Below are 22,558 nucleotides of genomic sequence, written 5' to 3'. Positions count from 1 at the left end.
TCCCTCTCCCCGGGGGAGAGGGGACGCCATAGGAGAGACGGTTCTTCGGGCTACAGCGTGGCCTCTTCGGGGGCCCCGCTGTGGACGAGGAGGACCGTCCCGGCCGCCGCCGCCAGCTCGTCCAGGCCCGTCCCGTAGGCCTCGGCCTCGCCGGCGTCCGGCCGCTGCATCCCCAAGACGGTGAGGTCGGCGTCGGCGCTGTGCTCGGCGACCAAGTCGGTGAACGGGCGGTCGCGGTCGGCGCGGACGATGACGACGACCTCGGCCTCGACGCGGACCTCGTCGAGCAGCCGCTCGGTCTCGGCCCGGACGCGGTCGACGGCCTCGGGCCGGCCGACCATCCGCATGACGCGGAGCGAGGCGCGGTCCCAGTCGCGGTGACGGCGGACGAGGTGGGCCAGGAGCAGCATCAAGTCGCCGTTGCCGCCGCGCCCGCCCCACCACACCTGGATCGTCCGGTGCCGGCCGAACCCCCGGGCGTCGTCGACGCGGAGGAAGAGGACGGCCTTGCCGAGGTCGGCGAGGTCGCGGAGCACGCGGAGGAGCAAGGCCCGCCCGCCGGGCGTCCCGCTCCACCCCATGAGGATGGCGTTCGACTCGAGCCGGCCGACGCCGTGCGCCTGGGCCACGGCGACGGCGCCCGCGGCGAAGTCCGGCACGATCTGGGCCTCGGCGAAGGCGGCCATTCGGTGCTCCCGGATGTAGGTCCGAATCCGCTCGCGCGCCGTCTGCCGGAGCGCCGGTTTGTTGGGGTCGTCGATGGCGCCGGTGATGAGCTGGCTGAACGTGACGACGCCTCGGCCTAGGCTGAGCCAGTTGGCGAGCGAGACCAGGCGCTCGCGGTTGTGGGGCTGGCCCGTGAACACCATCAGGTTGGGCCGCCAGTTGCGCGGGTCGGGCACCTTCCCTTCCAGCTTGAGCAGGGCGAACCGGGCCAGCGACGTCCACACGCCGCTCCGGACGTCGCCCCAGGTGTTGACCGTCTCGCGGCGCCGGAGCCCGAAGTAGATCCCGTACGTGACCACGATGGCGGCGACCGTCGCCGGCGCGTTGATCAGGAACATGGCCCCGTAGCAGCCCAGCGCACCGAGGGCTGGCACGAACCACCGGACGGCGAAGGTCGGCCGGAAGCTCGGGTTCCCGACGGCCTTCTCGATGGCGGCCACCAGGTTGACCATCCCGTAGGTGTTGAGGAAGAACATGGTGATGACCGGGGCCACGGCGTCGATGTCGCCGGCCCAGATCACGGCCACGGCCACGGCGCCCGTCAGCAGGACGGCGGCGCGAGGCTCGGTCGGGCTCCCCATCCGCCCGGCCATCCACTTTGGGACGACGCGGTCGGAGGCCACGGCCTCCAGCGTCCGCGGGGCGGCGAGCACGCTCCCGAGTGCGCTCGACAGGGTGCTCGCGGCGACGCCGGCCAGGATCAGGATCGGCACGGCCGCGAGCTCGGCCATCGCGCCCGTGTTCGTGATGAGCTCTTCCGCCGTGAAGTGGGTCGCGAACCACACGGCCGCGGCGATGTAGACGACCGACGTCACGACGATGGACGCGATCGTGCCCCGGGGGATGCTCCGCGACGGGTCCTTGAGGTCGCCCGACAGCGAGATGCCGACCTCGATGCCGGTCACGGCCGGGAAGAACACGGCGAACACGACCCAGAACGAGACGCCGTCGGTGTAGCTCGCCGCCGTCGTCGGGGACCCGATGTCGCCCCAGCCGCCGGCGAAGAACGAGACGAGCGCGGCGATGAGCACGGCCAGGATCCCGAACTGGATCTTGAGCGCGAAGTCGGCCCCGACGTAGGCGATCCCGACGAACGCGAGCGCGACGCCGGTGGCCAGGAGCTGGGGGTCGAGCGCGGCCATCGCCGGGACGCCCGACATGGCCTCGACGAACCCGATGATGTAGAAGGCCACCGAGATCGCCTGCGACAGGTACAGCGGGATCCCGATGGCGCCCCCGATCTCGAGCCCGAGCGACCGCGAGATGAGGTAGTAGTTGCCCCCGGCCCGGACGTCCATGCTCGTGGCGATCGACGAGAGCGAGAGGCCCGTCAGGAACGAGATCGCGTTCGCCAGCAGGATGATGACGAGCGCGCCCCACAGCCCGGCCTGGCCCACGACCCACCCGGTCCGCAGGAAGAGGATGATGCCCAGGATCGTGAGCACGTTCGGCGTGAACACGCCGGCGAACGTGCCGAACCGGGCGGTGGACGTCGCGGGAGCCTCGCGGTCGGCCATGGAGTCGACGGGGTCGGGGAGCGGGCGGCATGGTAGCGCCGTCCGGCCCCGGGCGTTCCTCCCGCTGGCGATTCGGACGGGGACGGGAGAGGGTCCTGCGCGAGCTCTCTGCGCGGCCGGCCCCCGCTTCCGCTCGCTCCGCTCGGCGCGCGGCGCGCGAGCGGGCCGGACGGGACGCAACGACGAGGACGGACCCCCCGTCCACCCGCCCATCGCTTCGCTCCGGGGCGGCCGGACTGTCCCCCTTGAAGGGGGACAGCTTCCCGAGCCGGGAGCGCCAGCGACCCGCCGGGAAGCAGGGGGTCCGGGAGGTCACGCGCGCTCGCCCCGTCACGGGCTCGGGTTGGCGAGTCCGGCCGCTCGCCCTATCCTCCATCGACCCTCCCGTCGTAGCCATGCGCGGACTCGCCCTCGTCGTCGCCCTCTCGCTCGCGTCCGCCGCCGGCGCCCAGCCCGAGGACGACCCGGTTCCGGATCCGACGCCGCCGCACCTGTACTACCCGCTGGCCGTCGGCAACGTGTGGGAGTACGCCAACCTCGGCACGCTGCCGACGGTGGCGGGGTGGCATACCCGGCGCGAGATCGTGCGCGACACCGTGGTCGATGGACAGCGCTACTTCGTCGAACTGCGGACCCGGATCGGCTTCGACTGGGAGGGCTGGAAAGAGCCGTCCCGACTGCTCGTCCGCTACGACTCGGCCTCGACACGTGTCATGCTGTTCGCTGGTGGGACCGTGTTGTCCGAATATCCGATCACGTGCCGGCTCGGGCTCGACTTCGGCGGACCCTCCGCTTGCGACGGCTTCTCTACAGACAGCGTCTACGTTGGTGGGGAGACCAACGCGGAGATCCCGTTTGGGTATGGCTCCGGTCCGTACGGGATAGGGTATCCGACGGGGACGCTTGAGGTCTCAGCCTCCAAGGTGTTCTACACGCTCGGGCTCGCCGACTACAACTCGTACCCCATCTACGCAGCGCCTGTCGGATACGCCGGCGAAGACTCCGGGTGCTGCGCCCGCAGCCTGACCTACGCCCGCGTCCTTCTCGACGATGGGACGATCTACGAGGTGGGCGCGCAGTACGACGTGGCCTCCGACGACGGCCCCGAGACAGGCAGACTCGCGCTCGCGGTCGGCCCGAACCCGACAGCGGGCCCGCTGGCGCTCGCGCTCGACGTGCCCGCGCCGGCCACGCTCGCGCTGGAGGCGTTCGACGCGCTCGGGCGGCGGGTCTGGCAGAGTGAGGTCGCCCTCGGCTCCGGCCGCCACCGCGTTGAGGTCGACGCCGGACGGTGGGCCCCGGGGCTCTACGTCGTCCGCGCGACGGGGCCGGTGGGGACCGCGACGGCGACGGTCGTCCGGCGGTGAACGAAAACGGGGCGACCCCGCGAAGGGGGCCGCCCCGTGAGCGGAAGGCCGAAGCGGCTAGGCTGCCCGCTGTGGCACCCTCCCCATTTGTCATCCTGAGCGCCAGCGAAGGATCTCAACTCGGACCACCAAGCCTCGAACGGACGATGTCGAGAGCATGGCGTTCGGCGCTGAGATCCTTCGCTCCGCTCAGGATGACAGATCTGGGGGCTCTCGCAAGAGACCTTAGGCGTCGTCCTTCGGGAGGTTCTGATAGGCCTCGATGACCTCGCGGACGTGGGCGCCCGAGCTCTGCATGTCGGCCTTCTCCTTCTCGTTGAGGTCGAGCTCGACGATCTCCTCGACGCCGTTCCGCCCGAGCCGGACGGGGACGCCGATGAACAGGTCCTCGAGGCCGTACTGGCCCGTGACCCAGGCCGCGGCCGGGAGCACGCGGTTCGAGTCCTTCACGATGGCCTCGACCATCTCGGCCGCGCCGGCGCCCGGGGCGTACCACGCGCTCGTGCCCATGAGCTTGACGATCTCGCCGCCGCCGCCCTTGGTCCGCTCGATGATCTCGTCCAGGCGCGCCTCGTCGATCATCTCCGTCACCGGGCGGCTGCCGACCGTCGTGAACCGGGGGAGCGGCGTCATCGAGTCGCCGTGGCCGCCCAACAGCATCGCGTTGATGTCGCGGACCGACACGCCGAGCTCCATCTTCAAGAACGCCCGGTAGCGCGCCGTGTCGAGCACGCCGGCCATCCCCATCACCCGTTGCGAGGGGAAGCCCGACTCCATGTAGGCCACGTAGGTCATCACGTCGAGCGGGTTCGAGACCACGATGAGGATCGTGTCCGGCGACTGCTCGACGACCTTCTGGGTGACCGAGCTCACGATGTCCGAGTTGACCTTGAGCAGGTCGTCGCGGCTCATCCCCGGCTTGCGGGGGAGCCCGGCCGTGATGACGGTCACGTCGGAGCCGGCCGTGATCGCGTAGTCGTCGCCGCCCTCGATGACGGTGTCGAACCCGTGGATCGGGGCGGCCTCCATGAGGTCGAGGGCCTTGCCCTGGGCCACGCCGGCGTTGATGTCGATGAGGGCGATGTTCTGGACGATGTCCATGCGCGCGACGCACTCGGCGACCGTCGCGCCGACGTTGCCCGCGCCTACCACGGTGAGCTTCATGTCTGAGGGGGGAGGGGGATGGGGGAAGAGGGAGGGGCGTACGCGCCCGCTCCGCCGACGTTCGGCGGGACGGCGTTCATCATAGCGGGCGCCCCCGGCCCAAGACCGCCGAGGGCGTCGGATTCGTCGCGAAGACGGCCGGCGTTACACGCGCGTTCAACCGGCCGGCCCGTCTCGACGGTAGCCTCTGGGTTAGAACCCTCCCCGGGCTTGTCATCCTGAGCGATAGCGAAGGGTCTCGACTCGGACATCGAGCCCTGAACACCGATGTCGAGAGCACGACGGTCGACGCTGAGATCCTTCGCTCCGCTCAGGATGACAGGTTGATGTCTCGGGACATCGATCAACTGATCGCTCCCACCACGCTCCTCCATGCTCCGCTTTCTCCTCCTCGCGCTGGCCCTGGTCGCTTGCGCCGCCGCGTCCGCCCAAGTCTCGCCGATCCCCGCCGAGCGGCCCGTCACGCTCGACGCGACGCCGCCCGCGCTCCCCGACCTCGGCACGGACGGCCCGCGCAACGTCGTCCTGATGATCGCCGACGGGTTCGGGCCGGCCTCGGCCACGCTCGGCGCTGGGGCCAAGGGCGCCCCGCTCGCGTTCGACAGCCTGCTCGTCGGGGCCGTCGAGACGTCGGCGACCGACAGCCGCGTGACCGACTCGGCGGCGAGCGCGACGGCCTACGCCTGCGGGATCAAGAGCTACAACGGGGCCATCGGCGTCGGGCCGGACGGGGCGCCGTGCCGGACGGTCCTGGAGGCGGCCGAGGCGGCCGGGCTCGCGACCGGGTTGGTGGCCACGAGTCGGATCACGCACGCGACGCCGGCCTCGTTCGCGGCCCACGTCGAGCAGCGCGCCCAAGAGGACGAGATCGCCCGCCAGCTCGCGGCGTCCGGCGTCGACGTCCTGTTCGGCGGGGGCCGCCGGTTCTTCCCCGCCGACCTGCTCGCCGAGATGGGCGGGCGGTGGGCCGTCGCCACGGACCGCGCGGGCTACGACGCGCTCGGCGCGACGCCGGCCGCCGCGCTCCTGGCCGACGACCACCTCGCCTACGAGATCGACCGGGACCAAACGGACCAGCCGTCGCTGGCCGAGTTGGCGACGCGCGCTCTCGACCTGCTCGCCGCGTCGCCCGACGGCCGCGAGCGCGGCTTCTTCCTCATGGTCGAGGGCAGCCGCATCGACCACGCCGGCCACGCCAACGACCCCGCCGCGCACCTCCGCGACATCCTGGCCTACGACGCCGCCGTCGCGGCCGTCTTGGACTGGGCCGCGCGCGACGGCCGGACGCTCGTCGTGTCCACGGCCGACCACGAGACGGGCGGGATGACGTTGGGGAGAGACGGGATCTACGCCTGGGACCCCGCCCCGCTGCTCGCGGCCACGGCCTCGGTCGAGGCGATGCGGGCCCGGATCGCCACCGGCGACGACGTAGCCGAGGTGGTCCGCCGGGGCCTCGGCCTGGACGCCCTGCCCGACGGGGCCGCCGAGGCCCTCCGTGGGGCCGTCGCCGCGCCGGTCGCCCTGGCGACGCTCGTCCGCGACCTGGCCTCCGAGCCCGCCGGCGTCGGCTGGACGACGGGCGGCCACACGGCCGTCGACGTCGGGCTCCACGCCTTCGGGCCCGGCGCCGAGTGGTTCCACGGGCGGATGCCGAACGACGCCGTCGGCCGGGCCCTCTTCGACGCGCTCGGCCTCGCCCGCTGACGCCGAGGTCGGAGTGTGGGAGGGGGGAGTGGACCCTCTCGGACGCCTACCCCTCCCAGCGCCTGGCCGGTCGGCGGAGCGCGCGGAACACGAGGACGTGGCCGAGCAGCGCGAGCTGGACCAGCCACGCCGGCAGCCACACGCCGGGCCACGTCGTCGGCAGCGTCATCCGCGGCTCGGTCTCGACCACGCCGAACGCCGACAGCGCCGCCGTCACCACGACGACGGCGAGGAGCACGAGGCCGAGCACGTTCCACGCCCACACGACCCACCGTGGCGGCGACCCGCGCCACAGCCACACGCCCAGCGCCGCCGCCGTCAGCCCGGTCACGATGTCGAAGTTGTGGCCGTGGACCGTGACCCCGGCCGGAACCGCGCCGGCGTCGTACGCCTCCGCGAGCCACACCTCGACCGCGATCCGGAACGCCTGAAACCCGACGAGCGCCGCCAGCGGCCACGTCAGCAGCCGGTCGCCGACGCGCGAGAGGCCGAGCGCGACCGTCGCCACGCCGAACGCCCCCAGCATCAGCCCGACCGCTGGCGGACGAGCGTCGACGTCTTCGAGGACGCCGGACGCGGCGAGGCCGCCCGAAACGCCCAGGTAGACGGCGGCCACGGCGAACCCGCCACATAGCCCGCGCCGACGGTCCGCCGGAGGTCCGGTCCGCCCCTGCGCCGCCAGGACGAACACGGCGGCCATCACGACGGTGAGTCCGAGAAGGGCGACGGCGAGGGGAGGGGAGAGGGGCATCGGGTCCGGGGAGGTCGTGGAGCACGCTACGGAGCCGAGCCGGTTCGGCCGACGTGTGCGGACCGTGTGACACGCCGTCCGTCATCGGGCCGCCCGATCCTGTCGCGATCTTCCCCCCGCATGGACATCGACCGCGCCGAGTTCGTCATCGTCGACACCGAGACCACCGGGTCCCGGGCGGGCGAGGACCGCTTGATCGAGATCGGGGCGGCGCGGCTGGTCGGCGGCGAGGTCGTCGAGACGTTCCAGCAGCTTATCGACCCGGGCCGGCACGTGCCCCACCGGATCACCCGGCTCACCGGCATCTCGACGGCGATGGTCTACGGCCAGCCGTCGGCGACCGAGGTGATGCCGCGGTTCGTCGAGTTCCTGGGCGACGCGGTCTTGGTGGCCCACAACCTCCCGTTCGACGCCCGTTTTTTGGACGTGGCGCTCGCCGAGGCCGAGCTGCCGCCGTTGCAGAACCCGTCGCTCGACACGCTGCGGCTGGCGCGGCGCCTGCTCTCGTCGCTCCCGTCGAAGGGGCTGTCGAAGCTCACGCAGCACTTCGGGATCGAGGTCAAGGGCCGCCACCGCGCGCTCGGCGACGCCGTCGCCACGGCCGAGCTGTTGGTGATCCTGATCGACCGTCTCAAGATCGAGTTCGGCATCGAGACCGTCGACGAGGTCCTCGGCTTCCAGCGCCGCCGCTACAAGGACACGCGCCGCGAGCCGACGCACCTCAAGAAGATCCGCGAGCAGGTCCTGCCGCTGGTGCCCGACCGGCCCGGCGTCTACTTCATGCGCGACACGCGCGGCACGGTCATCTACGTCGGCAAGGCGAAGTCGCTCCGGAACCGCGTGCGGAGCTACTTCTCGGCCGTCGACGCCCACGACCCGAAGACGCGGAAGCTGGTCCGCGACGTCCGCGACGTGACGTGGCGCGAGACCGGCACCGAGCTGGCGGCGCTCCTGGAGGAGTCGAAGCTGATCAAGAACTATCTCCCCGTCTACAACCGGGCCCAGCGGCGCTACCGGGACTACCCCTTTATCCGGCTCGACACGACGCACGACGTCCCGACGATCTCGTGGACGCCGCGCATCGCGCACGACGGGGCCGAGTACTACGGCCCGCTCGGGCGGCGCGGCCAGGCCGAGGAGCTGGTCGAGCTCATCGGCCGGCTGTTCCTCCTGCGCGAGTGCGACGACCCCGTGTTCTCGCTCGGCCGGCCGTGCCTCTACCACGAGATGGGCCGGTGCGGCGCGCCGTGCGCGGGCGGCGAGGGGGCCGAGCAGTACGGGCTCGAGGTCGACCGCGTCCGCGCGTTCCTGACGGGCCAGGACGCCGAGGCCGTCGACATGGTCGAGGAGGCCATGCGCCAGGCCGCGGCCACGCGCGAGTACGAGGCGGCCGGGTGGTACCGCGACCAGCTCCGCCGGCTCCAGCGGACGTTCGGGCGCCAGCGCCGGATCGCCTCGGCCGTCCACGAGCACGACGCGGTCCTGGTCGAGCCCCTCGCGCCGGGCTACGACGGGCTCGACGGGGGCGCCCAGCTCTTCCTCATCCGCCACGGCCGACTCGCCGCCCGCGTCGACCTCCCCGCCGACCCCGGCCCCGACGAGCTCGCCGACCTCGCCGCCGCGCTCGCCGAGGCCTTCGACCCCGCCGCCGAGCCGCCCACCACGCACGGCCGCCCCGACGTCGACGAGATGCGGATGCTGGCGAACTGGATGCGGCTCCACCCCGACGGCGCCCGCCAGGTCCGCTGGCGCCCCGACCTCGACGCGGACGTGTTCTTAGAGTCGGTCCTGGACGCGGCTCGGGAGGCCGTGCCGTCGGCCGAGGTCGAGGAAGCCGACGGGTGACCGCTCGGCCCGCCGTCCGCGACGGGGCGGGGGGCGCCCGATGCGGCGGTAGCTTGCGGGCTCCCCCCGCCGCCCATGTCCGATCTCTCTGCTCGCGTCGACACCCTCGGCCGCTACCTCGACGTCGCCGGCCGTCGCGAGCGGCTGGCGGTCTTGGAACAGAAGCGGCTCCAGCCCGGCTACTGGGACGACCCCGAGGCCGCCGCCGCGACCGAGCAGGAGATCGCGGCCGAGACCGACTGGGTCGAGGCCTTCGACGCCGTCGCGAGGCGCCGCGACGACGTCGAGACGCTCCGCGAGATGCAGGCCGAGGAGGACGACGCCGACCTCGGCGCCGAGATCGAGCGCGAGGAGGCCGCGCTCGCGACGGCCCTCGACGCCCTCGAACTGCGTGGGATGCTCGCCGGGCCCGACGACCACCGGACGGCCATCCTGACCATCAACAGCGGGGCGGGCGGGACCGACGCCCAGGACTGGGCCGACATGCTGCTCCGGATGTACACCCGCTACGCCGAGCGAAACGGCTACACGCCGACGCTCTTGGAATACCAGGAGGGCGAGGAGGCCGGCATCAAGAGCGCCTCGCTCCGCGTCGAGGGCCGCTGGGCCTACGGCTACCTCCGCGCCGAGAGCGGCGTCCACCGGCTCGTCCGGATCAGCCCGTTCGGGTCGGCCGACAAGCGGCAGACGTCGTTCGCGAGCGTGTTCGTCTACCCCGAGATCGACGACGCCATCGAGGTCGACCTCAACCCGGCCGACCTGGAGCTGCAGACGTTCCGGTCGGGCGGGAAGGGCGGCCAGAACGTGAACAAGGTCGAGACCGGGGCCCGCTACATCTGGACCGGCACGCTGTCGAACGGCCAGGAAGAGCGGGTGACGGCCGAGTCGACGGAGCAGCGGAGCCAACTCCAAAACCGCGACCGGGCCATGCAGATGCTGAAGTCCCGCGTCTACGCCCTGGAGCAGGCCATCCGCGAGGCGGCCAAGGACGCCGAGGAGGCCGGCAAGAAGAAGATCGAGTGGGGCAGCCAGATCCGGAGCTACGTGTTCCAGCCGTACACGCTCGTCAACGACCACCGGACCGAGGTCAAGGTCGGCGACGTGCAGGCGGTGATGGACGGGGACCTCGAGGCGTTCATCAAGGCGTACCTCTTGCAAGAGACCGGCCGCGAGGTCGGCGACGACTCATGAGCACCCGACTCCTCCTCCTCGGACTGATGGTGGCCGGCTGCGCCGCCCCGGCCGAGCCTCCCGCCGACGCGCCCCCGCCTGAGGGCTCGCCCATCGAGGCCCCCGTCGAGACCGACGGCCCGTTCGCCTCACGCGACGACTACCGCCAGCAGCGCGAGGCGGCCGTCGCCGCGCTCGACGCCGCCATCGGCGACCCGACGGCGGGTGCGGTCGCGGCCTGCCAGGTGCTCGCGGTCGGCGAGCGGGCGTGCGGCGGGCCGGCCTCGTTCGTGGTCGCCTCGACCGAGACCGCCAGCATGCCGGACCTCCTGGCACTCGTGGCCCGGATCGACGCGCTCGACCGGCGCGCGAATGCCCAGTTCCAGCTCGCGTCCACGTGCGAGGTGCGGATGGCCCCGCCGGCCGCCGTGCGCGATGGGCGGTGCGTCTCGGGCGAATAGCGCGCTCGGGTCCGGCCGGCGCGCGCGAATGCCCTTGCGCTGGGCCGCCGTCGGCGCCAGCTTGCGTCCCCACCACCCCCGTGCCCATGTCCCGCCTCCTGATCTGCCTCCTGTGCGTCGTCGCCTCGGGCTGTAGCCTCTTCAGCGAGGACGACACCGACCTCGGCACGTTCTCGGACTACGAGGCGTACCTGGAGGAGCGGGAGGACCTGCTGGCCGAGCTCGACCGCGAGATCGGTGAGGCCCGGGCGAGCGACATCGTGGCGTGCGCCGTGGTGGCCATCGGGGAGAAGGCGTGCGGCGGGCCGACCGGCTACCGCGTGTACTCGACCGAGGCCAGCGACGTGAGCGAGATCAACCGGCTGGCGGAGGCCATCGCGGCGATGGACCGCCAGGCCAACCGGCAGTTCGAGCTCGCCTCGACGTGCGACGTGCCCGTCGAGCCGACGGTGGCGCTCGTCGGAGGGCAGTGCCGCGTGGGCGACGGCGTGCCGAGCGCCGACTGACGGCGCGGCCCCAGGGCTACCGCAACCTCCCCGAACGTGTCATCCTGAGCTTGCGAAGGATCTCGACTCGGACTCCCAGGACTCCAGCGCCGGTACTGGAAGCCTGAAGGTTCGGCGTTGAGATCCTTCACGTGCGTTGGCTACGCCGTCGCTTTGCGTTCAGGATGACAAGGAGGGCGGACCGAGATGAGGATGGAGCCGAGTATGCGATAGCCCTGGGCGCGGCCCGCAGACGCCGGCCCGCCGGGGCGAACGGCGGTAACCTCCGGAAACCCCCTGGACGGCATGCGCACGCGCTACGACTTCCTCGTCATCGGGTCCGGCGTCGCCGGGCTCTCGTTCGCCTTGCGGGCCGCCGAGCACGGGACGGTCTGCGTGGTCACCAAGAAGGAGTCGGCTGAGAGCAACACGAACTACGCCCAGGGCGGCATCGCGGCCGTCATGGACCCCGAGGACTCCGTCGAGGAGCACATCGAGGACACGCTCGTGGCCGGGGCCGGGCTGTGCCACCCCGACGTCGTTCGGATGGTGGTGACCGAGGGGCCCGAGCGGATCCGCGACCTGATCGACCTCGGCGCCCAGTTCGACCGCGACCCCGACGGCGACCTCCACCTGGGGAGGGAGGGCGGCCACTCGGCCGACCGGATCGTCCACGCCGAGGACATGACCGGGCGCGAGGTCGAGCGGGCGCTGCTGGCGGCGGTCCGCCGGAGCCCGACCATCACCGTCCTCGAATACCACTACGCCGTCAACCTGTTGACCGAGCACCAGCTCGGCGAGTCCACCGAGGCCGGCGACGCCCTCTCGTGCTTCGGGGCCTACGTGCTCGACAGCCAGACGGGGACGGTCCACACGGTCCTGGCGCGGGCGACGCTGCTCGCGGCCGGCGGGGCGGGCCAGGTCTACCAGCACACGACGAACCCCCAGGTGGCGACGGGCGACGGCATCGCGATGGCCTACCGCGCCCGCGCCGTCGTGGCCAACATGGAGTTCGTCCAGTTCCACCCGACGAGCCTCTACCTCCCCGGCGCCGACTTCGACGGCCGGAGCTTCCTCATCACCGAGGCCGTCCGTGGCGACGGCGGGCTCTTGACGAACCTGGCCGGCGAGCGCTTCATGCCGGCCTACGACGAGCGCGAGGAGCTGGCGCCGCGCGACGTCGTGGCCCGGGCCATCGACGACCAGATGAAGAAGCGCGGCGACGACCACGTCTGGCTCGACATCTCGCACAAGCCGGCCGAGGCCGTCCTCGCCCACTTCCCCAACATCCAGGAAACGCTGCTCCGGTTCGGGATCGACATGACGCGGGACCCGATCCCGGTCGTCCCGGCGGCCCACTACACGTGCGGCGGCGTCGTCGTGGACCGGGCCGGGCGGACGTCGATCGCGGGGCTGTTCGCGTGCGGTGAGGTGACGTGCTCCGGCCTCCACGGGGCCAACCGTCTGGCGTCGAACTCGCTGCTGGAGGCCCTCGTCTACGCCCACAACGCCGTCGAGCCGGCGACGGCCTACGCCGCCGGCCACGACTGGCAGGACCGGATCCCGGACTGGGACGAGTCGAACGTCGAGAACCCGAGCGAGTGGATCCTGGTCTCCCACAACCGCGAGGAGTTGCGTCGGGTGATGCAGAGCTACGTCGGCATCGTGCGGAGCCAGCACCGGCTCGACCGGGCCGCCCGCCGCGTGGCCCTGATCCACCAGGAGACCGAGGAGTTCTACCAGCGGACGCGGATCTCGGCCGAGCTGTGCGAGCTCCGCAACCTGGCGGCCATCGCCCACTTGGTCGTGTCGTGCGCTCAGCGTCGCCACGAGAGCCGCGGCTTGCACTCCATGGCCGACTTCCCCGAGACCGACCCGGCCCAGCGGCACGACACGCTCGTCAACGCCCGGGCGGTGGCATGACGGCGCGAGAGGGGACTCTGGGAGAGGGGCGAGCAGCAGGTCCCTCCCGCAAGGCGTCGAATCGCCGGCGGACCCCCCGTCCCGTCGCCCTTCGCGGAGCCTGTCCTGAGCGTAGTCGAAGGGCTCAGCGGGCGACCGGACTGTGCCCCTCGAAGGGGGACAGCTTTTCGAGCGGGAAGCGGAGCGACCGGCCGAAAAGCAGGGGGTTCGGGCGGAGTGTATGGTCGCCCTTGGGAGTGGCCTTCGCGCTCGTCGCCCTTGCCGGCTGCGCGGCCGGGCCGGACGTGCCCGCCTTCGCCAACCTCGGGCCGGACGCGACCTATGTCGGCGCGGCTAGCTGCGCGACGTGCCACGGCGAGATCGCCGACGCCTACGCGACGCACGGGATGGCGAACTCGTCGTACCCGCTGACGGCCGAGACCCGCATCGAGCCGGTGTTGGGCGAGCCGCTCATCGACCCGCACACGGGCTTCGAGTACCGCGTGATCGAGACGGCCGACGGGCTCGCCCAGGAGGAGCGCCAGCTCGACGCCAACGGCCGCGAGGTGGCCCGGCTCGTCCGCCCGATGGAGGTCGTCGTCGGGAGCGGCGACGCGGCGCGGACGTACTTCGCCCGGCGCGGCGACCGGCTCGTCGAGCTCCCGCTCACGTGGTACACCCAGGGCGGCGGCCGGTGGGACTTCAGCCCGGGCTACGAGACCTCGAACCCCCGCTTCTCGCGGACGATGCCCGACGGGTGCATGTCGTGCCACAACGCGGTGCCCGAGCGCGTCGAGGGCGTCGAGGACGCCTTCGCCTCGATCCCCCAAGGCATCGGGTGCGAGCGGTGCCACGGGCCGGGCTCGGTCCACGTCGAGGCCCGCCTCGCCGCCGACGGGCCCGAGGCCGGGCCCGACCCGACCATCGTCAACCCGAAGTGGCTGGGGCTCGACCTCCGGCTCGACGTGTGCAGCCAGTGCCACTTGCACGCGACGGTCGACGTGCTCCGCCAGGGCGAGACGGCCTACTCGTACCGTCCGGGCCGGCCGCTCTCGGCCCACGAGGCCCTGTTCGCCGTGCCCGGCGTCGACGAGGGCGGGGGCGGCATCGCCGTCGTGTCGCACGCCGAGCGGATGCAGGCGAGCGCGTGCTTCGAGGGGAGCGTCCGCACGGACGCGCCGCTCGAGTGCGTGACGTGCCACGACCCGCACCGCGGCTTCGAGGCACGCCCGGCCGGCGCGCCCAGCGCCGCCTGCGTCACCTGCCACGACGGCGTCGCGGATGCCGTCCCGGCCGCGCTCCGCGCCGAGCACGTCGCGACCACAGGCTGTGTCTCGTGCCACATGCCCCGCGTCGAGGCCGACGACGCGCCGCACTCGTCGTTCACCGACCACTGGATCCGCGTGGTCGAGGGGCCCGTGCGGGGCGAGCGCCCCGAGGTCGGACGGAGCGGGGTGGTCGCCCCGCTGGCCGAAGCCGACCGGGAGGGGACGGTCGGGGGGTTGTACGAGGGGATGGCGGCCGTCACGCTGGGCGTCCGGTCGCAGCAGCCGGACGCGCTGGCGCGGGGCGCCCAGTTCGTCCAGATCGCCCTCGACCGGCTCGACGAGCCCCGGGCGTGGCACGACGCCCGATTCCTCCTCGGCGTCGCCCTCTTGCAGGCCGGCCGCGCGACCGACGCCGTCGCCCCGCTCCGCCGGGCCGCCCAGGCGGCTCCGCCCCGGGACCGCCCGCAGCGGCTCGAAACGCTCGCCCGCGCCCTGGCCGACGCCGGCCGCGACCGAGAGGCGGCCACCGCGTTCCGGCAGTCGCTCGCGGCCCAGCCGCGCCGGCCCGAGACGCACCGCGAACACGGCCGCTTCCTCATGGCGCACCGACGCCCGTCGGAGGCGGCCACCGCGCTCGCCGAGGCCGTCCGGCTTGACCCGTGGGACCCAGAGGCGCGTCTCCTGCTCGGACTCGCCGAGGCGGCGCGCGGCGGCGACCCTGGTCCGTCGTGGCGGGAGGCCGTCCGCCTCGACCCCGACCTGGCGGCGCCGCTGGCGCTCGGCGTCCGGGTGGGGGAGACCGCCGAGCCGTTGTGGACGGCGCCGATCGTGTTCGGGTGGCCGGCGCCGCCTCCCCTCGCGCCGTCGGCGCCGGTCGTCGTGTACTCGTCGTCGGGGACGGCCGTCGCGCGGGGGCCGTGGGGGCGGGCCGCGAGGGAGCTCGGGACCGGCGTCTGGGTGGTGTCGGCGGGCGGCGCGGTCCGGCGGGTGGCCGTCGTCCGGGCCGGGACATAACGCATTATGCACACAGAAAGGCGGATCTGAGGGGCCGGGGAGGGGTTGGACCGATTGCGACGCCGGACCCCCCGCCGTACCTTTCGGTTGCTCCTTCGCGGAGCGTGCGAAGGGAGGCAGCGGCCCTGCGTCCCGTTGTTTTTGGCGCCCCGCCCGGGTCTCACCCCCGTCCGGCCGCCCGAGCGACGCCCGTTCCGCCGAACGGGCGTTTTCCGTCTCCCCCCGTTTCGATCCTCGTGCCCGCCCCGCTCCCCGCCACCTCCGCCCTCGCCGACCGCATCGAAGCGCTCGCCGTCGAGGCCGCCGCCGACACCGACCTGTTCGTGGTCGGCGTCGAGGTCCGCGGGTTCCAGGGGAGCCGCGTCGTCGAGGTGTTCGCCGACGCCGAGGCCGGCGCGGGCGCCGACGACCTGGCCGCGCTGAGCCGGTCGCTGGGGTTCCTCCTCGACACCGAGGACGTGGTCAAGGGCCGGTACCGGCTCGACGTGTCCACGCCCGGCGCCGAGCGCCCGCTCGTCGACGTCCGCCAGTACGCCCAGCACGTCGGCCGGACGCTGGCGCTGTCGGTCGAGCGCGAGCAGGACCAGCTCGTGACCGTCCAGGGCGAGCTGCTGGCCGTCGAGGACGGCGCGCTCGTGCTCGACGGCGAGACGGCCCCCATCCCGTTCGACTCCATCCGTGAGGCTCGGGTGACGCTGCCCTGGTAGCCCACCCCGTCCCCCGATCTACGCCCGACCTATGCAAAGCACCGTCCTCGTCTCTTCGTTCGCCGAGATCGCGCGCGAGAAGGAGATCGACCGCGACACGCTCCAGGTCATCATCGAGGACGTGTTCCGCGCGATGATCAAGAAGCGCTACGGGGCCGACGACCCCGAGGCGTTCCAGATCGTGTTCAACCCCGACAACGGGGACTACCAGATCTTGCACGTCCGCGAGGTCGTCGAGGACTACGACCTGGAGGACCCCGTGACCCAGATCGAGTACACCGACGCGGTCGCCATCGACGAGGAGTACGACATCGAGGACCAGGTGGCCGTCCAGATCCACATCGAGGACTTCGGCCGGCGCGCGGTCCAGGCCGCGCTCCAGACGTTCCGCCAGCGGATCCGCGACATCGAGAAGGAGAACATCCACCGCGAGTACTCGGAGCTCATCGACGAGATCGTCGTCGGCGAGATCTACCAGACGCGGCGCCGCGAGGTCCTCGTGCTCCACAACAAGACGGAGCTGGTGCTGCCGCGGCCGGAGCAGATCCAGAAGGACCGCTACCGCAAGGGCGACATGCTCCGCGCCGTCGTCCTCGACGTCGACCGCGACGCGGGCGCCTCGCCCCAGGTCATCATCAGCCGCGTGGCCCCGGTCTTTATCGAGCGGCTGTTCGAGTTGGAGGTGCCCGAGATCTACGACGGCATCATCGAGATCAAGAAGATCGTCCGCCTGCCCGGCGAGCGGGCCAAGATGGCCGTCATCAGCCACGACGACCGGGTCGACCCCGTCGGCGCGTGCGTCGGCGTCAAGGGCTCGCGGATCCACGCGGTCGTCCGCGAGCTCGGCGGCGAGAACATCGACGTGGTCCCGTGGACCGACCACCCCATCGAGTTCATCAAGCGCTCGCTCGCCCCGGCCAAGCCGATCGCCGTCGAGCTCAACGACGACCTCGTCCCGCCCCGCGCCCGCGTCACCGTCCCGGCCGACGAGGTCTCGATGGCGATTGGCCGCGGCGGCCAGAACATCCGGCTGGCGTCGATGCTGACCGGCTACGAGCTCGACGTCTACCGCGACATCAAGTCGGACGAGGAGGACGTCGACATCGACGAGTTCTCGGACGCCATCCCGCCGGAGATCATCCAGAAGCTCAAGGACATCGGCTGCGACACGGCCAAGGCCGTCCTCGAGCTCCAGCCTTCGGAGCTCGCCCGCCGGACCGACTTGTCGGAGGAGCAGGCCCAGAAAATCACCTGGTTGATGGAGGCCGAGTTCGAGCGCGACCCCGAGGCGACGGTCGACGGCAAGCCGCTCGACGACGCCACGGTCTCCGCCGAGCTGGTCGAGTCGACCGACGAGGCCACCGACGACCCCGAGGTCCGCGCCGAGGGCGACGCCTCGGCGGACGCCGGCGACCCGGCCGAGGTCGACCCCGAGGCCGAGACCTTCACCGAGGCCGACGGCGCGCCCGCCGACGTGGCCGAGGCCGACACGGCCGAAGACGACACGGCCGAGGCCGACGAACTGACCGACGCGCCCTCCGCTTAGCCGGGCCCGACGCCCTAGATTTCCGACGGCCCCGCCGTCCCTCTCTACGCCCCACCGCATGCCCACCCCGCGCAAGCGACGCTCCGACCAGCCGAAGCGCGTCCAGCTCTTCAAGGCCTCCAACGAGCTCAACCTCGCGACCGACACCATCGTGTCGGCGCTGACCGAGCGTGGGTTCGAGCTCGACGACAAGCTGGCGGCCCGCGACCCCAACGCCCGCCTGTCGCCGGAGATGTACGACGCTCTGATCGAGGCGTACTCCGACGACGCCGACGCCAAGGCCCGCGTCCGCGAGCGCCGCCAGCAGCTGGCGGCGGCCGAGGCCGAGGAGGCCGCCGAGCCGGAGGCGGCGCCCGTCGCTCCCGCCGAGCCCGTCATCGAGACGCCCGAGCCGGAGGCCGAGCCCGTCGCCCCGGCCGAGCCCGTCATCGAGACGCCGACGCCCGAGCCGGTGCCGGAGCCCGTCGCCGAGCCGACGCCCGAGCCGGAGCCCGTCGTCGAGACGCCGGTGCCGGAGCCGGTCGCCGAGGCGCCCACTCCCGAGCCGGTCGCCGAGGCGCCCGCCGCCGAGCCGGTCGCCGAGACGCCCGTGGCCGAGGCCCCGGAGGCGACTGCCGACGCCGTCGCTGAGTCCGCCGAGCCCGTCGCGTCGGGCGACCTCGACGTCGACGAGCCCGCGCCGGCCGCCGACGACGAGGGCGTCGTCCGCGCCAACCGCTACGGCCTGACCGGGACCAAGGTGCTGGGCAAGATCGACATCTCGGGCCTGGAGACCGGCCGCCGCCGCAAGCGCAAGCGGAACAACGACGAGCCCGCCTCGGCCCCGCCCGCGCCCGGCGCCGCCGACGGCGGCAAGCCCTCGCGCTCGAAGAAGGCCAAGAAGGGCAAGCGGTCCGTCGACCAGGAGGAGGTCCAGAAGAACGTCCAGGAGACGTTGCAGAAGGCGTCCGGGACGGGCACCAAGCGGACGAGGCAGAAGCGCCGCCGCGCCCGCCGCGACGAGCGCGCCGCGATCCGCGAAGCGCGCGATCAGGAGATGATGGAGGCCGCCTCCGTCTTGCGCGTCATGGAGTTCATCTCGACCGGCGACCTGGCCGAGGCCATGAATGTGCCCGTGACCGAGGTCATCTCGAAGGGGTTCGGCCTGGGCATGATGGTCTCCATCAACCAGCGGCTCGACGCCGACGCGATCACACTCCTCGCCGACGAGTTCGACTTCGAGGTCGAGTTCATGGACGACATCGAGGAGGAGTTCGACCTCGTCACCGAGGACGCCGAGGAGGACCTCGTCGCCCGCCCGCCGATCGTGACCATCATGGGCCACGTCGACCACGGCAAGACGTCACTGCTCGACTACATCCGCCGGGCCAACGTGGTCGCCGGCGAGGCCGGCGGCATCACGCAGCACATCGGCGCCTACCAGATCACGACCGACGACGACCGCCAGATCACGTTCCTCGACACGCCGGGCCACGAGGCGTTCACGGCCATGCGCGCGCGTGGCGCCCAGGTCACCGACCTGGTCATCGTCGTCGTCGCGGCCGACGACGCGGTGATGCCGCAGACCATCGAGGCCATCAACCACAGCCGCGCCGCCGAGGTGCCGATGGTGGTGGCTATCAACAAGATCGACCGCGAGACGGCCAACCCGGACAAGATCATGGCCCAGCTCGCCGAGCAGGGTGTCCAGGTCGAGCAGTACGGCGGCAACGTCCAGTGCGAGCTGATCTCGGCCATGGACGGGACGAACGTCGACTCGCTCCTGGAGAAGGTCCAGCTCGAGGCCGACCTGCTCGAGCTCACGGCCAACCCGGACCGCTACGGCGTCGGGACGGTCGTCGAGGCCCGGCTGGACAAGGGCCGCGGCGTCGTGGCCACCGTCTTGGTCGAGAACGGGACGCTAGAGGAGGGCGACGCCTACGTCGTCGGGCTCACGTCGGGCCGCGTCCGGGCCATGTTCAACGAGCGCGACGAGCGGGTCAAGGTGGCCGGGCCGGCGACGCCGGTCCAGGTCCTCGGCCTGAGCGCCGCGCCCGAGGTCGGCGACCGGCTGATCGTGCTCGAAGACGAGCGCCAGGCCCGCGAGATCGCCTCGAAGCGCCAGCAGCTCATCCGCGAGCAGACGCTCCACCAGCGCCGCCACGTGACCCTCGCCGACCTCAGCCGCCGGATGGCGCTGGGCGAGATCACCAACCTCAACTTGGTCGTCAAGGGCGACGTGGGCGGCTCGGTCGAGGCGCTCAGCGACTCGCTCCTGAAGCTGTCGAACGACGAGGTCGCCGTCCAGATCGTCCACTCGGGCGTCGGCGCGATCACCGAGTCGGACGTGATGCTGGCCGTCGCGTCGGACGCGATCATCCTGGGCTTCCAGGTCCGCCCCGTCGCTGGCGTCCGGGCCATCGCCGAGCGTGAGGAGATCGACATCCAGCTCTACTCCGTCATCTACGACGCCATCGAGGACGTCCGCGACGCGCTCGAAGGGCTGCTGGAGCCCGAAGAGAAGGAGACCGTGACCTCGACCGTCGAGGTCCGGGAGACCTTCCGCGCCCCGCGCGTCGGGACCATCGCCGGGTCGTACGTGGTCGAGGGCAAGGTGTCGCGCGGCGACAAGCTCCGGATCGTCCGCGACGGCGTGGTCGTCTTCCAGGGCGAGATCGACACGCTGCGCCGGTTCAAGGAGGACGTCCGCGACGTGGCCGCCGGCTACGAGTGCGGCATCACGGTCAAGAACTACAACGACATCAAGGTCGGCGACCAGTTCGAGACCTACGTCGTCACCGAGGAGAAGCGGACGCTGGCCGTCTAGAAGGCAAGGGGCATGGGGGAAGGGGCATGAGGCTTCTTCGCCCCGCCCCGTGCCACATCCCCCTTGCCCCATGAGCATTCGCACCGACCGGGTCGGCCGCATGATCCAGCGCGAGATCGCGGACCTGCTGACCCAAGACTTCGGCGAGGCCACCCACTCGCTCGTCACCGTGACCGGCGTCCGCATGACGGACGACCTCGGGACGGCCTACGTCGACGTGTCCGTCCTGGGCGCCGACGACCTCCAGCGCAAGACGGCGCTGGCACGGCTCGACGCCCAGACGACCGAGATCCGCCACGCCCTCGCCCAGCGGATCCGTCACCAGCTCAAGCGGATGCCCGAGCTCCGGTTCTTCCTCGACGAGGGCGCCCAGCGGCGCGAGCGGATGGACGCCATCTTCGCCCAAATCGCCGCCGACCGCGACGACGACGCGGCGTCGGAAGCGAGTGACGAGACCCCGTCGCGCGGGGAGTACTAGGCGTGGCCGACGACCTCCGGATCGTCACGTCTCGGGACCCGGTCGCCCGGCCCATCAAGCCCGGCGCCCTGCTGGTCGACAAGCCGGGCGGGATCACGTCGTTCGGCGTCGTGAAGAAGGTCCGGTGGGCGCTCGGCGTCAAGAAGGTGGGCCACGCCGGCACGCTCGACCCGATGGCGACCGGCCTGCTCATCGTCCTCGTCGGGCGCGACGCGACGCGGCAGCAGGACCGGTTCATGGGCCTACCCAAAGTCTACACCGGAACCGTCCGCCTGGGCCAGACCACGACGACCTACGACGCCGAGGGCGATGTCGAGACCGAAGCCGATGCTTCGGGCGTCACCGACGCCGCCGTCGAGGCCGCGCTCGGCGCGTTCCGGGGCGAGATCGAGCAGCGCCCGCCCGTCTTCTCGGCCATCAAGAAGGGCGGGGAACGGCTCTACAAAAAGGCCCGCCGGGGCGAGGCCGTCGAGATCGAGCCCCGGCCGACGACGGTCTACTCGTTCGAGGTCACCGGCCGGCGCGGCGACGACGTCGACGTCCGCGTCGAGTGCTCGAAGGGGACCTACGTTCGGTCGCTGGCGCACGACCTGGGGCAGGCGCTCGGCGTGGGCGGCCACCTGGTCGCGCTGCGGCGGGAGGCCATCGGCCCGTTCGAGGTGTCGGAGGCGTTCGAGTTGGACGCGCTCGTCGAGGCCGCCCGGTTGCCGGCATGACGCGCGAGGTCGGGGAGACCATCCGGTCGGACGCCCGGTCCATCGTCACGACGGGGACGTTCGACGGGGTCCACCGGGGCCACCAGGCCATCGTCCGCTACCTCGTCGACCGCGCGCGCGAGGTCGGCGGCGTCCCGACGGTCGTCACGTTCGACCCGCACCCGCGCGAGGTCCTGACCGGCCTCCACATCCCGCTCCTGACGACGCTCGACGAGCGGGCCGACGCGCTCGAAGCGCTCGGCGTCGAGCGGTTCGTCGTCGTCCCATTCTCGCGCGACCTCTCGCTGTTGGAGCCCGAGGATTACGTGGCCGACGTGCTGCTGGGGACGGTCGGGATGCGCGAGATCGTCATCGGCTACGACCACCGGTTCGGGCGGAAGGCGCGGGGCGACCGGGCGCTGCTGGAACGGCTCGGCGACCGGCTTGGGTTCACCGTCGACGTGATCCCGGAGCAGATCGAGGGCGACGTGACGGTCTCGTCGACCGAGGTCCGACGGCTGCTGGCGGAGGCCGGCGACGCCGCGCGCGCGGCGGTCCTGCTCGGCCGGCCGTACCGGCTGGCGGGCACCGTGGTCCGGGGCGACGCCCGGGGCCGCACCATCGGCTACCCGACGGCCAACGTCCGCCCGGCCGACCCGCGCAAGCTGGTGCCGCGCGAGGGCGTCTACGCCGTCCGCGCGACGCTCGCCGACGGAGCCACGGCGGGCGGGATGATGAACGTCGGCCGGCGGCCGACCTTCGAGACCGACGGCGCCCGAACGGTCGAGGTCCACCTGTTCGACGTCGACGCCGACCTGTACGGGCAGACGCTGGCCGTTGACGTGGTGGCCCGGCTCCGCGACGAGCAGCGGTTCGACGGGGTCGAGGCCCTCGTCGCCCAGCTCGGACGCGACGCCCAAGCGGCCCGGCGCGCGTTGCGGTGAATGACTCT

Annotated in this window: 17 protein-coding genes; 14 read left to right on the top strand and 3 right to left on the bottom strand. The window is 72.3% G+C overall.

Annotation, left to right across the window (positions count from 1 at the left end; translation table 11 throughout):
- Positions 1–50: 50 nt before the first annotated feature.
- Positions 51–2,243, bottom strand: coding sequence for an amino acid permease (locus ACOOHE_RS12580; protein WP_420454430.1), 2,193 nt, complete (start codon positions 2,241–2,243; stop codon positions 51–53).
- A 395-nt stretch (positions 2,244–2,638) separates the two neighbouring features.
- Between ACOOHE_RS12580 and ACOOHE_RS12575 the strand changes: the two genes are divergently transcribed.
- Positions 2,639–3,610, top strand: coding sequence for a hypothetical protein (locus ACOOHE_RS12575; RefSeq protein ID WP_420454429.1), 972 nt, complete (start codon positions 2,639–2,641; stop codon positions 3,608–3,610).
- A 225-nt stretch (positions 3,611–3,835) separates the two neighbouring features.
- Here the strand turns inward: ACOOHE_RS12575 and mdh are convergent, their stop codons facing one another.
- The gene (gene mdh / locus ACOOHE_RS12570; protein WP_420454428.1) at positions 3,836–4,774 is read right to left on the bottom strand and encodes a malate dehydrogenase; all 939 of its coding nucleotides are present in this window, start codon (positions 4,772–4,774) and stop codon (positions 3,836–3,838) included.
- 372 nt (positions 4,775–5,146) lie between these two features.
- On the opposite strand from mdh, the gene ACOOHE_RS12565 reads away from it, so the two are divergent.
- Complete coding sequence (locus tag ACOOHE_RS12565) at positions 5,147–6,478, top strand: alkaline phosphatase (protein WP_420454427.1); 1,332 nt, start codon at positions 5,147–5,149, stop codon at positions 6,476–6,478.
- A 46-nt stretch (positions 6,479–6,524) separates the two neighbouring features.
- Here the strand turns inward: ACOOHE_RS12565 and ACOOHE_RS12560 are convergent, their stop codons facing one another.
- Positions 6,525–7,229: a hypothetical protein gene (locus tag ACOOHE_RS12560; protein WP_420454426.1), complete on the bottom strand. Its 705-nt coding sequence runs from the start codon at positions 7,227–7,229 to the stop codon at positions 6,525–6,527.
- Positions 7,230–7,349: 120 nt separating this feature from the next.
- Between ACOOHE_RS12560 and ACOOHE_RS12555 the strand changes: the two genes are divergently transcribed.
- The 12 genes from ACOOHE_RS12555 to ACOOHE_RS12500 all read left to right on the top strand — a co-directional run bounded on the left by ACOOHE_RS12555 (position 7,350) and on the right by ACOOHE_RS12500 (position 22,550).
- On the top strand, positions 7,350–9,074 hold the full coding sequence (locus ACOOHE_RS12555) for a DEDD exonuclease domain-containing protein (RefSeq protein ID WP_420454425.1): 1,725 nt from the start codon (positions 7,350–7,352) through the stop codon (positions 9,072–9,074).
- 75 nt (positions 9,075–9,149) lie between these two features.
- Positions 9,150–10,265: a peptide chain release factor 2 gene (gene prfB / locus ACOOHE_RS12550; RefSeq protein ID WP_420454424.1), complete on the top strand. Its 1,116-nt coding sequence runs from the start codon at positions 9,150–9,152 to the stop codon at positions 10,263–10,265.
- The gene (locus ACOOHE_RS12545; RefSeq protein ID WP_420454423.1) at positions 10,262–10,705 is read left to right on the top strand and encodes a hypothetical protein; all 444 of its coding nucleotides are present in this window, start codon (positions 10,262–10,264) and stop codon (positions 10,703–10,705) included. The genes prfB and ACOOHE_RS12545 overlap by 4 nt, the downstream gene beginning before the upstream one ends.
- Before the next feature lie 86 nt (positions 10,706–10,791).
- On the top strand, positions 10,792–11,211 hold the full coding sequence (locus ACOOHE_RS12540; RefSeq protein WP_420454422.1) for a hypothetical protein: 420 nt from the start codon (positions 10,792–10,794) through the stop codon (positions 11,209–11,211).
- Positions 11,212–11,496: 285 nt separating this feature from the next.
- On the top strand, positions 11,497–13,113 hold the full coding sequence (gene nadB, locus ACOOHE_RS12535) for an L-aspartate oxidase (protein WP_420454421.1): 1,617 nt from the start codon (positions 11,497–11,499) through the stop codon (positions 13,111–13,113).
- A gap of 236 nt (positions 13,114–13,349) precedes the next feature.
- Positions 13,350–15,374, top strand: coding sequence for a tetratricopeptide repeat protein (locus tag ACOOHE_RS12530; protein ID WP_420454420.1), 2,025 nt, complete (start codon positions 13,350–13,352; stop codon positions 15,372–15,374).
- 236 nt (positions 15,375–15,610) lie between these two features.
- On the top strand, positions 15,611–16,081 hold the full coding sequence (rimP, locus tag ACOOHE_RS12525; RefSeq protein WP_420454419.1) for a ribosome maturation factor RimP: 471 nt from the start codon (positions 15,611–15,613) through the stop codon (positions 16,079–16,081).
- 31 nt (positions 16,082–16,112) lie between these two features.
- A complete protein-coding gene (nusA, locus tag ACOOHE_RS12520; RefSeq protein WP_420454418.1) occupies positions 16,113–17,627 on the top strand; it encodes a transcription termination factor NusA in 1,515 nt (504 codons plus the stop codon).
- Positions 17,628–17,685: 58 nt separating this feature from the next.
- On the top strand, positions 17,686–20,433 hold the full coding sequence (infB, locus tag ACOOHE_RS12515; RefSeq protein WP_420454417.1) for a translation initiation factor IF-2: 2,748 nt from the start codon (positions 17,686–17,688) through the stop codon (positions 20,431–20,433).
- A gap of 70 nt (positions 20,434–20,503) precedes the next feature.
- A complete protein-coding gene (rbfA, locus tag ACOOHE_RS12510; protein ID WP_420454416.1) occupies positions 20,504–20,911 on the top strand; it encodes a 30S ribosome-binding factor RbfA in 408 nt (135 codons plus the stop codon).
- A gap of 2 nt (positions 20,912–20,913) precedes the next feature.
- The gene (truB, locus tag ACOOHE_RS12505) at positions 20,914–21,627 is read left to right on the top strand and encodes a tRNA pseudouridine(55) synthase TruB (protein ID WP_420454415.1); all 714 of its coding nucleotides are present in this window, start codon (positions 20,914–20,916) and stop codon (positions 21,625–21,627) included.
- Positions 21,624–22,550 (top strand): bifunctional riboflavin kinase/FAD synthetase, encoded by a 927-nt coding sequence (locus ACOOHE_RS12500; RefSeq protein ID WP_420454414.1) that lies wholly within the window; start codon positions 21,624–21,626, stop codon positions 22,548–22,550. Before truB ends, ACOOHE_RS12500 begins: the two co-directional genes overlap by 4 nt.
- Positions 22,551–22,558 lie beyond the last annotated feature (8 nt).

Origin of the sequence: Rubrivirga sp., assembly GCF_965213695.1 — a bacterium.
In the GTDB taxonomy this organism is placed as follows: Bacteria; Bacteroidota; Rhodothermia; order Rhodothermales; family Rubricoccaceae; genus Rubrivirga.
The sequence above is the reverse complement of the archived record's forward strand: the minus strand, read 5'-3'. Positions and strand labels throughout refer to the sequence as shown.